The sequence below is a fragment of the Mixta sp. BE291 genome (assembly GCF_031457955.1).
Taxonomy (GTDB): Bacteria; Pseudomonadota; Gammaproteobacteria; order Enterobacterales; family Enterobacteriaceae; genus Mixta.
The window spans coordinates 859,461-874,459 of record NZ_JAVDXN010000001.1; the positions used below are offsets into that span (position 1 = coordinate 859,461).

A 14,999-nucleotide genomic window follows, 5' to 3' on the forward strand; every position below is an offset into this window, starting at 1 on the left:
TTGCTCCTCAGGATGGTACAAACGCGTTAGCGGGCGTCGGCAGGTCAAAACTGGCGCGCAGCGTGGTGCCCGGCCATTCACGACGCGTCAGGCCGCGCTGCTGTAAAATGGGCACGACCCGATCAACAAAGCGCTCAAACGCATCCGGCGTGCCGCCGTTGATGATAAAGCCGTCCGCCGCGCCGGTTTCAAACCACAGCTGTAAGCCATCGGCGACCTGCTCCGGGGTCCCGTGAAACAGCGGGCGCGGGGTCGCAGCCTCCAGCGCCGCCTGACGCAGGGTATGATGCTGTTCGCGCGCGCGCCGCTTGATCTCATCGGTGGTGCTGCGAAAACTGTTTTGCCCCAGCGTGCCGAGGTCGGGGAACGCGGCGTCAGGATCGTATTGCGTGAAGTCATGATGCTCGAAATAGCGTCCCAGATAGTTGAGCGCTTCCGGCAGCGAAACCAGCGCCGCCGTGGCTTGATACTGCTGCTCCACATCCGCTGCGCTGTCGCCGACAATCACGCTGACGCCCTGAAAAATATGCAGATCCTGCGGACGACGTCCGTTCTGCACCAGCTGTTGTTTTACATCCTGATAGAACGCCTGCGCCTCTTGCTGCGTGGCATGATGGGTAAAAATGGCGTCGGCATGGCGGGCAGCCAGCTTCTTGCCATCTTCCGAAGCGCCCGCCTGAAAGATAATCGGACGGCCCTGTGGCGTGCGGCCAATATTCAGCGGTCCCTGAACCTGAAAGAAATCGCCGTGATGATTAAGGGTATGCAGCTTACCGGCGGCAAAAAATTCGCCGCTCTGCTTGTTGCGCACAAAGGCATCCTCTTCCCACGAGTCCCAAAGCCCTTTCACCACCTGCAAATACTCATCGGCAATGCGGTAGCGCAGCGCATGTTCCGGATGCTGCTGGCGGGAAAAGTTTTTCGCCGATCCCTCCAGCGGCGAGGTCACCACATTCCAGCCCGCGCGGCCGCCGCTGAGATGATCGAGGCTGGCAAACTGCCGCGCGACGGTAAAGGGTTCGCTGTAGGAGGTGGAAACCGTACCCACCAGGCCAATATGCTGCGTCACGCTCGCCAGCGCCGACAGCAGCGTCAGCGGCTCAAAACGATTGAGGAAATGGGGAATGGACTTCTCATTGATATAAAGCCCGTCGGCAACAAACAGGAAATCGAGCTTGCCCGCTTCTGCCTTGCGGGCAATATGATGGGCGTAATCAAAGCTGATGCTGGCATCGGCCTGCGCCAGCGGATGACGCCAGGCGGACATATTACCGGCGGCGCCGTGCAGCATGGTGCCGAGTCGAAGCTGTCTGATTGTCATAATAGATTCTCTTTTTTCAGGCATAGCCGGGCCGTACCCGCATGGCAGCAGGTAGCGGGCGGCAAGCAAAATGGCGTGTCAGTAATAAGGCGTATCAGGCAGCCAGCGATCGCGCGGTCGCCAGCAATGCCAGAGATTTCAGCCGCGCCTGCGACTCCGCCAGCGGCGTATCGATAATAAATTCATCAATCGCGAAGCGCTGATGCAGCGACGCCAGCTGGGCATGAACCTGCGCGGCGGTTCCCTTGACCAGCGAAGGCGTGCGCGGTTCGATCAGGTAATCCTGATAACCGCCCTGCCGTACATAGCGTTCCGCCTGTTCAAGGCTGCCGACATTCACGCTTTGCCCACCGGCCACCCTGACGTGATAGTGACGCAGCGTGCCAGCCAGAAAGTCCGCTTCCGCCGGTGAGTCCGCAACCACCGCCTGTACCGCAACCAGCGCACGCTGGCCGCCGCTCGCCTGAGCGTAGGTATTCAACACCCTTTCCAGCAGCGTGCGGTCGCCGTTTAAATGAGCGGCAAACACCAGCTGCCAGCCCAGCGCGGCGGCCAGCCGGGCGCTTTCTTCGCTGGCACCCAGCAGAAAGCGTTGCGCCGGACGTGCGGGCAGCGGCGTCGCGCGCAGTTCCTCTTCCTCTTCCCGCGTCGGGGAATCAAGCAGCCAGCCGTTAAGCTGACGCAGCTGTTCAGCAAAGCTGCCTTTCGCTGCGGCATCAACGCCCTGCTGTAGGGCGCGGGTCGAAAGCGGCAGGCCGCCCGGCGCTTTACCCACGCCGATATCCACCCGCCCCGGCGCCAGCGACGCCAGCAGATTAAAGTTTTCCGCCACCTTGTAAGGGCTGTAATGTTGCAGCATGACGCCGCCGGAGCCTACACGAATATGGCGCGTCTGAGCCAGAATCCAGGCGATCATCAGCTCCGGCGACGGGCTGGCCAGCTGGCTGCTGTTATGATGTTCAGCCAGCCAAAAACGGTGATAGCCCCACTGTTCCGCCTGCTGCGCCAGCAGCAGCGTTCGCTGTAGCGCGGCGGCGGCGCTCTCACCGGCGGCAACCGGCGATTTATCTAATACGCTGAGTTGGTATGACATTTACCCTGTCCTTTTGCCTGGGGGAATGGTGGTCATAGTGTCGTGGCGCATCGCATCTGCCAAACAACAAATCTGCGTAAGCGATGCCGGAAAATGGCAAAGGCGGGTTTTGCTGGCGAAAACACGTTATTTGCAGTGGTTGCAAAAGCTTAGCGCTATTCTTTCGTTCCCCTGGCCTCGGTTCCTGCCGATACTTTTCTGTCTGTTGATAGCTGCTAAAGGACGACAATGAACCTGTTATCCCCTGACCAACCTGTCGCCTGGCGACGCGAACTGCATCAATATCCGGAGCTTTCGGGCGAAGAATTTGCCACCACCGAGCGCATCCGGCACTGGCTGCAACAGGCGGATATTCGCCTGCTGCCGCTGGCGCTGAAAACCGGCGTTGTGGCGGAGCTGGGCCAGGGCGCGCCGCTGATTGCGCTACGCGCCGATATTGATGCGTTGCCCATTACCGAAGCCGTTGATCGCCCCTGGGCGTCGCGTAATCATGGCGTGATGCACGCCTGCGGGCACGATCTGCATACTGCCGTGATGCTTGGGGCGGCGTATCGTCTGAAGCAGCAGGAAGCCGCGCTGCCGGGGCGCGTGCGCGTGTTGTTTCAGCCCGCTGAAGAGACTTTTACCGGCGCGCAACAGCTGATTGCGGCAGGCGCGCTGGACGACGTGCAGGCCATTTTCGGTATGCATAATGCGCCGGAACTGTCGCTGGGCACGCTGGAGACGCGCGGCGGCGCTTTTTACGCTAATGTCGATCGCTTCGTGTTGCGCGTGACCGGCAAAGGCGCACACGCCGCGCGTCCCCATGAGGGCATCGATGCGATTGTGGTCGCCAGCCAGATCGTGACCGCGCTGCAAACGCTGCCGGGCCGCACGTTTAGCGCGCTGGAGTCGGTAGTGGTGAGCGTGACGCGTTTTACCGCAGGCAACACCTGGAACGTGCTGCCGCAGACGGTGGAGCTGGAAGGCACGGTGCGTACGCATAACACCGCCATTCGCACCCGGATCCCGGAGAAAATCCGCGCGCTGGCGGGCGGCATTGCGGCAGGTTTCGGTGCCAGCGTTGAGCTGGAGTGGCTGGCCGGGCCGCCTGCGCTAATTAATTCACCTGAATGGGCCGATTTCGCGCTGCGCCATGCTACGGAGAGCGGCTACCGTAGCCAACAGGCCGCGCCGATGATGGGCGGCGAGGATTTCGCTGAGTATCTGCATCATGTGCCGGGCGTGTTTGTCAGCATCGGCAGCGCCAGCGACTATGGCCTGCATCATCCCGCCTTCGACCCCAGCGAGGCGGCGATCGCCCCGGCGATTGACTACTTTTCCTCGCTGGCGCAACAGGCGCTACAACAGGTGGCGACAGAACAACCGGCAAACATCAGAATGGTTTGACGGTCAATAATGATGTAAAAAACCACGCTAAGGCGACAACTAATTGTTTGTACTAAGTTTTAATGGGAGAAGTTCTCCTTTTAAAATGCCATCCGATAGTGTGAATATGTAATGCCCCAGCATATTGATATGCTGGGGCATCAGTGACGACAGCCGGGCAATATGCTCATCATCCGGCGTCACACCCGTGGTTGTCCTGATATGTACAAGTGCCTCCTGCATATAGAGTGAGTTCCACAGTACCACCGCGTTTGTGACCAGCCCCAGCGCCCCCAGTTGATCTTCCTGACCTTCACGATAGCGTTTTCTGATCTCTCCGCGTTGACCATAACAGATGGCTCTGGCAACAGCATGACGCCCCTCTCCCCGATTCAGTTGCGTCAGGATACGGCGGCGGTAATCCTCATCATCGATATAATTAAGCAGATACTGGAGCGGACCAATGACGGTCGGGCCGCTGCAATGGCGTCCGGTGTGAAGTTCGGCAGAAAACCACACAGTGCGACGGTATCAGCACTCGGACTCATCCGGCAGCGGCAGTCATTTAAAACGCTGGCAGAGAAAATGGGCATATCCCGCGCCACATATTTCCGTCTGAAACGAAAATTAAAAACAATTCATTTCATTGATTTAAATCAATAAAAACTTAAGTGACATTCCGCCATCAAGGAACAGAAGGCGATAATCACTGCTCTTTAATCACGAAAAAGGAGTTCACAGAATGGCTATACCTGTTTATTTATGGCTGAAGGATGATGGTGGAAATCCCGTCAAAGGCTCTGTTGATGTGCAGCAACGCGAGGGAAGTATAGAAATAACCGCACTGGCTCACGGCGTATCACTCCCCACGGATGATCTGTCCGGTAAGATAACGGCAACTCGCGAACATGCGCCCTTTATCCTGACCAAAGCGCTGGACTCTTCCAGTCCATACCTTTATCAGTTCGTCAGCTCCGGAAAGCTTTTAAAGTCTGCCGAACTTAAATTCTATCGCATTAATTACGCCGGACAGGAAGAAGAATATTTTAACGTATTTCTTGAAAATGCCCGCATTACCTGTGTCATACCCTTTATGGAAGATGTTAAGGATCCGGACTACGAACGTCACGATCACCTTGAAGTGCTCGAAATGACGTATGAAAAAATCACCTGGAAATATCTGGACGGCAATATTATTCACTCTGATTCCTGGAAAGAGCGCAGCGCGGCATAGGAGAACAACATATGGCATGGATATACCACCAGAGTACCGGAGAACTGTGGCACAACGGAAAGTTAATAGGTAAAGGTTATTCAGGGAGCCTTACCAACAAAAACAACCCGGATCGTCAACACGTTAAAGGTATGGGGCCAATTCCTCGCGGTACCTGGCATATTGGCGGACATACCAATTCAAAGGGACCATTTACCATAATTTTGACACAGACCTCTGGCGAAAGTTATGGCCGCTCTTTATTTCGTATACACGGGGAAAGGAAGCCGCCAAAAGTACCTGGATTCGCTTCTGAGGGTTGCATCATAATTGGGCCGGTTATTCGCACAAAAATCATTCAGTCAACAGATAAAACGCTGGAGGTAGTAAGATGATTTTGCGAATCATCTTGCTGACCGCCTGCATTATCTCGTCCTCCTGCATAGCATCATCAAATGAATGGAAAGCTTATATCCAACTGATAGAGCAGGCAGATAACAAAACACTCCATGCGTTTCCGGGGAAAATTGACAGTATTGGTGATACCCTTGACGCTGCTCATACAGAGGAATTGACTACAGCTCTTAGCATGGCGTTGATTAAAGATCCAATATCTGTAATTAACGCAACCAACTCGCTGGACAAGAGTACCGACTCCTTAAAGCAGCGGTTCGGCACATCAATGATATGCGGTATACCTTTAATCACACATGCTAATCAGATGAAGATTGAGGAGTATTTCGCGAAGGCAGAACCCGTGCTGGAAAAGGCTGGAGCTGCTGCCGCAGAATGTCTGAGCAATATGCGTGACACGATTGACGAGGTCAGACAAGAAACCGCACAAAACCCAGCAAAGTAATCCTCAGAACAAACCTGGCGCTTGCCGGGTTTTCTTAACGAATGATCAATTAATTAAATTTAATAAAAACAATAGATTATGTACTTAGCATGGTTTTTTACACGGTTGACTCTCAAATCCATCAAACGGGAAACGGTGGATTAAGCAGGCAATAAAAAACGGAGGCAGGCCTCCGTTTTTTATGAGTAGCAACAGAATTATTTATCTTTGCCGAAACCCTGTTTTAACAGCGCAGGCAACACATCCGGGAAGTAGATGTTTTTATAGTAGTTGGCAACCGTCTGGCTCCAGTTTTCGCCGCCGTCGCGCTGAATATCGCGCCAGTGCTGCTCCAGCTGCTGGTTAAACGCACCAATTTTCTCAGCCATGCCTTCGGTCTGATATTTCTCTTCATGACGGAATGTAGACATCGGCAGACGCGGTTTGAGATCGGCGGGACGATCGACATAGCCCAGCGCCAGGCCCACCAGCGGGAAGGTCAGCGGCGGCAGCTCAAACAGTTCGATAAACGCCGCCGGGCTTCTGCGCATACCGCCAATCGGCACCACGCCCAGGCCCTGCGCATGCGCGGCGGCCATCGCCGAAGCCAGCGCAATCCCGACGTCGGTGCTGCCGGAAACAATGCTTTCAATACTTTCATGGGCAATGTGCTGCTCATCAATCAGATTCATCGCCTCACGCGTTTTATGCATATCCAGCACAAAAGTGATAAACACCGGCGCCTGCGCAATCCACGGCTGGCCGCCCGCCAGTTCGGCGATTTTAGCTTTGGTGGCTTTGTCGCGCGTGACAATCACTGAAACCTGCTGTGAGTGGACCGAGGTCGGCGCACGGTAAGCGGACAGAATAATATTATCCAGCACGGTATCCGGAATGGCCTTGTCCAGATAGCTGCGGTCGCTGCGGTGATTAATAAGTGTTTCAATAACCGGGTTCATGACATTTTCCTTGTAATAAGATTCAGCCGCAGTGTAGATGAGCCTGATTTTAGCGGCTTCGCACTCTGTGCCGCCCTATGCTTCGCTGACGCACGCCAGTGGCGCAGCCGAAAATAAAATGACCTGCATTTGCGCATACGCGCCGCAAAAATTTACCAATGTATTTAAAAAATATAATCATCATTAAAGACACAGACTCTTGGGTGAATATCGTTAATTTAAAACTAACAATAATCACCAGAACAGCGCTAATAAGCCACAGGTTAATCAATTTTCACTGTTACGTTCGGCCTCACTATTTCCCCATCATTATTCTCTATAAAATATTCCCCTATGTACCAAGTTGATTATAATAGTTTTCGCACGGAAAATAGACACCGAAACGGCAGCGATTCTTTATGCGCTGGTAGCAAATATAAATCATGATGACCAATCTATAGGGAGATAGACAATGAATAAATTCATTTTGGGCGGCTGGAGCCAGTCACTTTCTGCTCAACCGCTGAGTACGTTCGATATCATGATGTACGGCATGGTAACTAACCTCGACGGCTTAACCACCGGCACCGCCGCCAATCCAGGCTGGAGCCCGCAACAACAAAATAAACCCGAAAATAACCCCGATTTTAAAGGCAAAACGCTTTGGGTATATGGCGGCGGTGGATGTTCGCCTGAAGGCAGGCCGGAAAATCAACATGCTGTATTGAAAATAGCTGCAGCCACCAAAAGCCGCGGTTGGGACGGCGTGGATTTTGATGATGAGTGCAATATGAATATTGATTTGGTTATTGAGGCGATGAAAGAATTAAAAAAATGCCAAAAAGAGACCAGTTTTGGTTTTATTTCCGGCTACGCCTATAATCATCCCGCCACAAAAAACGGCATTAAATTAAACGATAAAATAAGAAAGCTTATTCTGTCGGAACAATGCGATCGTTTGATCCATTACTGCTACGCGACGGCGATGTGGAGTAAACAGGACATTATTGGCAACGTTATTCCAGCGCTTAAAAACACATTGCGCAACGGCGCGAAAAACAAGCAATGCATACTTGCCCTGACTACCCGGGGCCTGACTGACTGGAACCTGAATTACTTCATCGATCAGGTGCTGGATTTTAACCTTGGCGGGCTGTTTATCTGGAATTATGAAGAGTTAACACCCGAGCATCACCACATCATCAAAGAGAGATTATGGAAGTAGCGGATAGTGCTGCCAGCACGCTAAAAAGTTCTGACGGTGCCGACAGCACAGGAAAGCTGGCGCAACAGCAGGAGAATAGTGAAAAAAGCAGTAAAACATTAGAGTAATTTGTGAACTGAAAACCTTTTACTAATAATCGCTTAGGGGAAATTACGCTTTCAGGTCCAATAATAACTGGATAAAAAATAACCACTCAAACAGTAAGGACATTGCTTTCCGGGCAATCTTTACTAACTTTATTCATGAGTTCCTGTGTAACCCCTTTGCTGTAGACGCTTTTCGTCGTCCGGCACCGCTCATTGCCACGGTGCCGGATTTTTTTTATGCCTTAACGGCGCGCCCGCACCAGCTGATAGCGGCGGCTAAAGTACTCCAGCGGCGCGCTCCAGACGTGTACCAGGCGGGTAAAGGGAAACACCAGGAAAATTGTCATGCCCAGTACCAGATGAACGCGATAGATCCACTCCACGCCATCCAGCCAGGTCGAGGCGTTGCCCTGGAACGTCACCACCGACTGCGCCCAGCCAACCAGTTTCATCATGCCGACGCCGTCCATATGACGCAACGAGAACAAAATCGAGGTCAGTCCCAGAATGAGCTGAATCATCAGGATCCCGAGAATCACAATGTCGGCACGGGTTGAGGTAGCGCGTACGCGTGGGTTAAACATGCGCCGCTTCAGCAGCATCAGGCCGCCAACCAGCGCCATCAGGCCAAATACCCCGCCCGCGATCATTGCCAGTTTCTGCTTGGTCGCTATCGCCAGGAAAGGTTCATAGACCCAGTGCGGCGTCAGCAGGCCAAACAGATGACCGAAGAAGATGCCGATAATACCGATGTGGAACAGGTTCGACGCCAGACGGAAGTTGCCTTTATCCAGCATCTGGCTCGATCCGGCGCGCCAGGTGTACTGCCCGTAGTCATAGCGCAACCAGCTGCCAATCAGAAACACCGTCCCGCACAGATAGGGATAAATCTCGAAAAAGAAGATGTTCAGATAGTGCATTATTTCGATCCTCCGGCTGACAAATCCAGATACTGTGGAATAGGCTGCTGCTGAAAACGCTGCTGATGCGCCTTTTCCTGCGAGGTGTCGCACGTTTGCGCCTGGTCGTCGATAAATTTAATCTGTGCCTCTTCCCAGACGGCATCCAGCGCCTGACGGGTATCGTCACGCGGCTCTTTGCTCACCTGCCCGGCTACGCTGCTGCTGCGCAGCGGGCTCCCTGCCCACGTCAGCAGCATATCGAACAGCTGGCTAAAGGCGCTGTCGCGCTGCTGTAGCCGCCCGCCAATCAGCGCCAGAATTGGCGCGACGTCCTGTAATCCCTGCCGCGCTGCCGCCTCCGGCTGCTGACTGAGATACTCAAGATAGAGCGGCAAATAGTCCGGCAGCTCGCGGCAGTCGAGAAACAGGCCCGCCTGCTCATACTGCGCCAGTAGATCGACCATCGCCTGGCCGCGATCGCGCGATTCGCCATGCACATGCTCAAACAGCAGCAGCGAGGTGGCGCAACCGCGATCGAAGGTTTCACACCATTCCGACTGGCGATCCAGCAAGCCGCCGCTCAGCCAGAAATGGGCAAAAGGCTGTAGCATCGGTGCCTGCCGGGCGACCAGCGCATTCAGTTCATCCTTTTCCTCCCACAACGCCTTATCGGGGTACTCCAGCAGCAACGCCACCACTTTTAGCATCAGCATTATTCGCCCTCCGCCCGATGGGTAATGTTAATGGCATCGATGCGGCGGCTGTTGAACAGGTTGAATTTGCTGTCGCTGCCGTGGCAGCCATCGCCAAAGGTAAAGCCGCAGCCGTTGCGTTCCGGGAAGGCGTCAGCCGCCAGTTCGCGGTGGCTGGTGGGGATCACAAACCGATCTTCGTAGTTGGCAATCGCCAGGTAGCGATACATCTCTTCCACCTGCGCCACGCTCAGGCCGACCTGTTCAATGGCGCGGGTGTCGGTAGTGCCATCCACCGTTTGCGCACGTTTGTAATGACGCATCGCCATCATTCTTTTCAGCGCGCGCAGCACCGGCGCGGTATCGCCCGCGCTTAGCAGGTTTGCCAGGTACTGCACCGGAATGCGCAGGGTTTCCACCGCTGGCAGCGCGCCATCCATCGGCAGCGCGCCCGCGTCGGCCACCGACTGAATCGGCGACAAGGGCGGCACATACCAGACCATCGGCAGCGTGCGGTATTCGGGATGCAGCGGCAGCGCCAGTTTCCAGTCCATCGCCAGCTTCCACACCGGCGACTGCTGCGCCGCCTCAATAACGTTTTGCGGAATGCCCTGCGCCAGCGCTTCAGCAATCACTTCCGGGTCATTCGGATCGAGAAACACTTCCAGCTGACGCTCATAGAGATCGGTTTCATTCTCTGCGCTGGCGGCATCGGCGATGCGGTCGGCGTCATACAGCACCACGCCAAGGTAACGAATACGGCCGACGCAGGTTTCAGAGCAGACGGTCGGCATGCCCGATTCGATACGCGGATAGCAGAAAATGCACTTCTCTGATTTGCCGCTTTTCCAGTTGAAGTAGATTTTTTTGTAAGGACAGCCGCTGATGCACAAGCGCCAGCCGCGACACTTATCCTGATCGATCAGTACGATGCCATCCTCTTCGCGCTTGTAAATCGCGCCGCTGGGACAGGTCGCCACGCAGCTGGGGTTCAGGCAGTGTTCGCACAGGCGCGGCAGATACATCATAAAAGTGTTTTCAAACTGGCCATACATCTCCTTTTGCATCGCCACGAAGTTGCTGTCCTGCGAGCGCAGGCTGAACTCGCCGCCCAGAATCTCTTCCCAGTTCGGTCCCCATTCCACTTTGTTCATGCGCTTGCCGCTGATCAGCGAACGCGGTCGGGCGATCGGCTGGTGTTTGCCCTCTTTCGCGTTGTGCAGATGCTGATAGTCAAAGCTGAACGGTTCGTAATAATCATCGATACCCGGCACTTCCGGGTTAGCGAAAATTTTAGCCATTACGCCCGCCTTACCGCCTAACCGCGGCTCCAGCTTGCCGTTGATTTTGCGGATCCAGCCGCCCTTCCATTTATCCTGATCTTCCCAGGCTTTGGGATAGCCGATGCCCGGTTTGGTTTCGACATTATTAAACCAGGCGTACTCCATGCCTTCACGCCCGGTCCAGACGTTTTTGCAGGTAATGGAGCAGGTATGACAGCCGATACATTTGTCGAGATTCATCACCATGCCGACCTGTGAACGTATTTTCATTGCGCCTCCCCCTGCACCTGGTCCTGGCCTTCGCCATCCAGCCAGTTAATGTTTTTCATTTTGCGGATCATGATGAATTCGTCGCGGTTAGAGCCGACGGTGCCGTAATAGTTGAAGCTGTAGGCCAGATGCGCATAGCCGCCGATCATATGGGTCGGTTTTGGACAGATGCGCGTAACAGAGTTGTGGAAGCCGCCGCGAATGCCGGTAACTTCTGAACCAGGGATATTGGTGATGCGCTCCTGAGCGTGATACATCATGGTAGAGCCGGGCTTCACGCGCTGGCTCACCACCGCGCGACAGGTCAATGCGCCGTTGGCATTAAACACTTCCACCCAGTCGTTATCCTTGATTTGCAGTTCACGCGCGTCGTCTTCACTCATCCAGATAATTGGCCCGCCGCGTGACATGGTCAGCATCAGCAGGTTTTCACTATAGGTGGAGTGAATCCCCCATTTCTGGTGCGGCGTCAGGAAGTTCAGCGCCTTTTCCGGGAAGCCGTTCGACGGAATATGCTGCAGCTGGGTAACGCTGCGCGTATCGATCGGCGGCCGGTAGGAAACCAGGCTTTCGCCAAAGGCGCGCATCCACGGATGATCCTGATAAAGCTGCTGTCGCCCGCTGATGGTGCGCCACGGGATTAGCTCATGCACGTTGGTATAGCTGGCGTTATAGGAGACATGCTCATCCTCCAGGCCGGACCAGGTCGGGCTGGAGATGATTTTGCGCGGCTGCGCCTGAATATCGCGGAAGCGGATTTTCTCCTCTTCTTTGCGGCGCGCCAGGTGGGTATGCTCGCGGCCGGTGATTTCGCCCAGCGCCTCCCAGGCTTTCACTGCCACCTGGCCGTTGGTCTCCGGCGCCAGCGTCAAAATCATCTCTGCCGCGTCAATGGCGCTGTTGATCATCGGCTGCCCTTTCGCCGGGCCATCCGCTTTGACATAGTTCAGCTTGCGCAGCAGTTCGACCTCATTCGCCGTCTGCCAGTTAATGCCTTTGCCGCCGTTGCCGATGCTTTCCAGCAGCGGGCCGACTGAGGTAAAGCGCTCCCAGGTCGCCGGATAGTCCCGTTCAATGGTGATGATATTCGGGGCGGTTTTACCGGGGATCAGATCGCATTCGCCTTTATGCCACTCTTTAATTTCATAAGGCTGCGCCAGCTCGGCGGGCGAGTCATGCTGAATCGGCTGGAGCACCACATCGATCTCTTTCCCCAGATGGCCGACGCAGAGCGCGGAGAAGGTTTTGGCGATATCTTTATAGATTTCCCAGTCCGAGCGTGACTCCCAGACCGGATCCACCGCGGCAGAAAGCGGATGAATAAACGGATGCATATCCGTGGTGTTCATATCATCTTTTTCATACCAGGAAGCAGTCGGCAAAACGATATCGGAATAGAGACAGGTGGTGGACATGCGGAAGTCGAGCGTTACCAGCAGATCCAGCTTGCCCTCCAGCGCTTTGGTCTGCCACTCCACCTCTTCCGGGATCGCATCGCCTTTGCCGATGCACTCTTCACCCTGAATGCCGCTGTCGGTGCCAAGCAGATATTTCAGCAGATACTCGTGGCCTTTCCCGGAGGAGCCGAGCAGATTCGAGCGCCAGATAAACAGGTTGCGCGGATGGTTATTGCCGTCGTCCGGTTGTTCACAGGCGAAGCGCAGCTTGCCGCTTTTCAGCGCTGCAACGGTATAGTCAACCGGCGGCTGCCCTGCCTCTTTCGCCAACCCGGCGATGCGCAGCGGGTTAATATTCAGCTGCGGCGCCGAAGGCAGCCAGCCCATACGCTCGGCGCGCACGTTGAAATCGATCAGCTGACCGGTGAATTTTTGCTTCTGAGCGATGGGCGACAGCAGCTCGCCGATGCTCAGCTTTTCAAAACGCCATTGGCTGGCATGGGCGTAAAAATAGGAGGTGCTATTCATCTGGCGCGGTGGACGCGTCCAGTCCAGCGCAAACGCCAGCGGCATCCAGCCGGTTTGCGGGCGCAGCTTCTCCTGGCCGACGTAATGCGCCCAGCCGCCGCCGGTTTGCCCTACGCAGCCGCAGAACACCAGCATATTAATCAGGCCGCGGTAGTTCATATCCATGTGATACCAGTGGTTGAGACCGGCTCCCACGATAATCATTGAGCGCCCGCGCGTTTTGTGCGCGGTCTCGGCGAATTCCCGTGCAATATGCTCAAGGTTTTTGCGCGGCACGCCGCTGATTTGCTCCGCCCAGGCGGGCGTATAAGCCTTGATGTCATCATAGCTTTGCGCGCAGTTGGCATCGTCCAGACCACGATCCAGCCCGTAATTCGCCAGCATCAGATCGTAAACCGTGACCACGCGTCCGGCGCTGCCGTCCGCCAGGGTAATATGTTTTACCGGCAGCTGATGCAGCAGGATCGGATCCTGCTTCACATGGCGGAAGTTGGGGCTTTCATTGCCGCCATAATAGGGAAACGCTACCGAAACCACTTCATCGCGATCCTCAATCAGCGAAAGGCGCAGCGTAACTTCGCTACCGGCCGCCTGCGGCTCCAGGTTCCATTTCCCTTTTTCGCCCCAGCGGAAACCGATGGAACCGTTAGGCACCACCAGATCGCCGCTTTCGCTCAGGGCGACGGTTTTCCAGTCGGGGTTATTGGTTTCGTTCAGCGCATCGCTGAGATCGGCGGCGCGCAGCAGGCGGCCAGAGGTGTAGTAACCACTCTCGTCCGGCTCCAGCAGCACCAGCATCGGCATGTCGGTATAGCGGCGCGCATAGCTAAGGAAATATTCGCTGGGATTGTCCAGGTGAAACTCTTTCAGAATCACATGGCCCATCGCCATGGCCAGCGCGCTGTCGGTGCCCTGTTTGGGCGACAGCCACTGATCGCACAGCTTGGCGACTTCTGAATAGTCCGGGCTGATGGCGATAGTTTTGGTGCCTTTGTAACGCACTTCGGTAAAGAAATGGGCGTCCGGGGTGCGCGTCTGCGGCACGTTAGAGCCCCAGGCAATGATATAGCTGGAGTTGTACCAGTCGGCAGATTCCGGCACGTCGGTCTGCTCGCCCCAGGTCATCGGCGAGGCGGGCGGCAGATCGCAATACCAGTCATAAAAGCTCAGGCTGGTGGCGCCAATCAGCGAAAGATAACGCGTTCCGGCGGCGTAGGAGATCATTGACATCGCCGGGATCGGCGAGAAACCCGCCACGCGATCGGGGCCGCAGTGTTTGATGGTCCAGATATTGGCGGCAGCGATCAGCGTATTCAGCTCTTTCCAGTCAGAGCGAATAAAGCCGCCGTGGCCGCGTGCCTGTTTATAGCTGCGGCTTTTTTCCGGATCGGTGACGATAGCGTTCCAGGCCAGCACCGGATCGGTATACTGCGCCAGCGCTTCGCGCCACAGCTCCACCAGACGGCGGCGCACCAGCGGATATTTCAGCCGGTTGGCGCTATAAATATACCAGGAGTAGCTGGCGCCGCGCGGGCAGCCGCGTGGTTCATGGTTGGGTAAATCGGGACGGGTTCGCGGATAGTCGGTCTGCTGCGTTTCCCAGGTAACCAGCCCGTTTTTCACATAAATCTTCCAGCTACAGGAGCCGGTACAGTTTACGCCGTGCGTTGAGCGCACAATTTTGTCGTACTGCCAGCGCTGGCGATAGCTGTCTTCCCAATCGCGGTTGCTGTTCATCAACTGCCCGTGTCCATCCGAGAAGGTGTCGCTTTTCTGACGGAAATAGCGAAACTTGTCCACTAACTTGCTCATTACCCACTCCTGGCAGAGAGTTTCCCTGCGGTT

13 protein-coding genes and 1 pseudogene are annotated in these 14,999 nt (G+C 55.3%); 6 read left to right on the forward strand and 8 right to left on the reverse strand.

Annotated features, from left to right (window positions below; translation table 11 throughout):
- Positions 1–7: 7 nt before the first annotated feature.
- Together J2X14_RS04110 and J2X14_RS04115 are read right to left on the reverse strand one after the other, a co-directional pair.
- Positions 8–1,321, reverse strand: a complete 1,314-nt coding sequence (locus J2X14_RS04110) for an LLM class flavin-dependent oxidoreductase (protein ID WP_352409914.1) — start codon at positions 1,319–1,321, stop codon at positions 8–10.
- A 94-nt stretch (positions 1,322–1,415) separates the two neighbouring features.
- Positions 1,416–2,414 carry an MsnO8 family LLM class oxidoreductase gene (locus J2X14_RS04115; RefSeq protein ID WP_352409915.1) on the reverse strand — a complete coding sequence of 333 codons (999 nt, stop codon included), beginning with the start codon at positions 2,412–2,414 and terminating at the stop codon, positions 1,416–1,418.
- A gap of 228 nt (positions 2,415–2,642) precedes the next feature.
- Here J2X14_RS04115 and J2X14_RS04120 point away from each other — a divergent pair, with 228 nt between their 5' ends.
- The gene (locus J2X14_RS04120; RefSeq protein ID WP_352409916.1) at positions 2,643–3,803 is read left to right on the forward strand and encodes an amidohydrolase; all 1,161 of its coding nucleotides are present in this window, start codon (positions 2,643–2,645) and stop codon (positions 3,801–3,803) included.
- Positions 3,804–3,842: 39 nt separating this feature from the next.
- On the opposite strand, the pseudogene J2X14_RS04125 reads toward J2X14_RS04120, so the two are convergent.
- A pseudogene (locus tag J2X14_RS04125) lies at positions 3,843–4,232 on the reverse strand (Tn3 family transposase); the annotation flags it as partial.
- On the opposite strand from J2X14_RS04125, the gene J2X14_RS04130 reads away from it, so the two are divergent.
- From J2X14_RS04130 to J2X14_RS04145, 4 genes are all read left to right on the forward strand, one after another.
- Complete coding sequence (locus tag J2X14_RS04130) at positions 4,155–4,445, forward strand: hypothetical protein (RefSeq protein ID WP_352409917.1); 291 nt, start codon at positions 4,155–4,157, stop codon at positions 4,443–4,445. The pseudogene J2X14_RS04125 and the gene J2X14_RS04130 overlap by 78 nt on opposite strands.
- A 79-nt stretch (positions 4,446–4,524) precedes the next feature.
- Positions 4,525–5,016 carry an Hcp family type VI secretion system effector gene (locus tag J2X14_RS04135; protein WP_352409918.1) on the forward strand — a complete coding sequence of 164 codons (492 nt, stop codon included), beginning with the start codon at positions 4,525–4,527 and terminating at the stop codon, positions 5,014–5,016.
- An 11-nt stretch (positions 5,017–5,027) separates the two neighbouring features.
- A complete protein-coding gene (locus J2X14_RS04140; RefSeq protein WP_352409919.1) occupies positions 5,028–5,390 on the forward strand; it encodes a tlde1 domain-containing protein in 363 nt (120 codons plus the stop codon).
- Complete coding sequence (locus tag J2X14_RS04145) at positions 5,387–5,854, forward strand: hypothetical protein (RefSeq protein WP_352409920.1); 468 nt, start codon at positions 5,387–5,389, stop codon at positions 5,852–5,854. Before J2X14_RS04140 ends, J2X14_RS04145 begins: the two co-directional genes overlap by 4 nt.
- A gap of 197 nt (positions 5,855–6,051) precedes the next feature.
- Here J2X14_RS04145 and J2X14_RS04150 read toward each other — a convergent pair whose 3' ends face one another.
- Positions 6,052–6,792 (reverse strand): nitroreductase family protein, encoded by a 741-nt coding sequence (locus J2X14_RS04150; RefSeq protein ID WP_352409921.1) that lies wholly within the window; start codon positions 6,790–6,792, stop codon positions 6,052–6,054.
- 451 nt (positions 6,793–7,243) lie between these two features.
- Here J2X14_RS04150 and J2X14_RS04155 point away from each other — a divergent pair, with 451 nt between their 5' ends.
- Positions 7,244–7,996: a hypothetical protein gene (locus J2X14_RS04155; protein ID WP_352409922.1), complete on the forward strand. Its 753-nt coding sequence runs from the start codon at positions 7,244–7,246 to the stop codon at positions 7,994–7,996.
- Positions 7,997–8,324: 328 nt separating this feature from the next.
- Here the strand turns inward: J2X14_RS04155 and narI are convergent, their stop codons facing one another.
- From narI to J2X14_RS04175, 4 genes are read right to left on the reverse strand one after another with little or no spacing between them, the layout of a single operon-like run.
- Positions 8,325–9,002, reverse strand: a complete 678-nt coding sequence (gene narI, locus J2X14_RS04160) for a respiratory nitrate reductase subunit gamma (protein WP_352409923.1) — start codon at positions 9,000–9,002, stop codon at positions 8,325–8,327.
- The gene (gene narJ / locus J2X14_RS04165) at positions 9,002–9,697 is read right to left on the reverse strand and encodes a nitrate reductase molybdenum cofactor assembly chaperone (RefSeq protein WP_352409924.1); all 696 of its coding nucleotides are present in this window, start codon (positions 9,695–9,697) and stop codon (positions 9,002–9,004) included. Before narJ ends, narI begins: the two co-directional genes overlap by 1 nt.
- A complete protein-coding gene (gene narH / locus J2X14_RS04170; RefSeq protein ID WP_352409925.1) occupies positions 9,697–11,229 on the reverse strand; it encodes a nitrate reductase subunit beta in 1,533 nt (510 codons plus the stop codon). Before narH ends, narJ begins: the two co-directional genes overlap by 1 nt.
- The gene (locus tag J2X14_RS04175; protein WP_352409926.1) at positions 11,226–14,966 is read right to left on the reverse strand and encodes a nitrate reductase subunit alpha; all 3,741 of its coding nucleotides are present in this window, start codon (positions 14,964–14,966) and stop codon (positions 11,226–11,228) included. The genes narH and J2X14_RS04175 overlap by 4 nt, the downstream gene beginning before the upstream one ends.
- Positions 14,967–14,999: the final 33 nt, after the last annotated feature.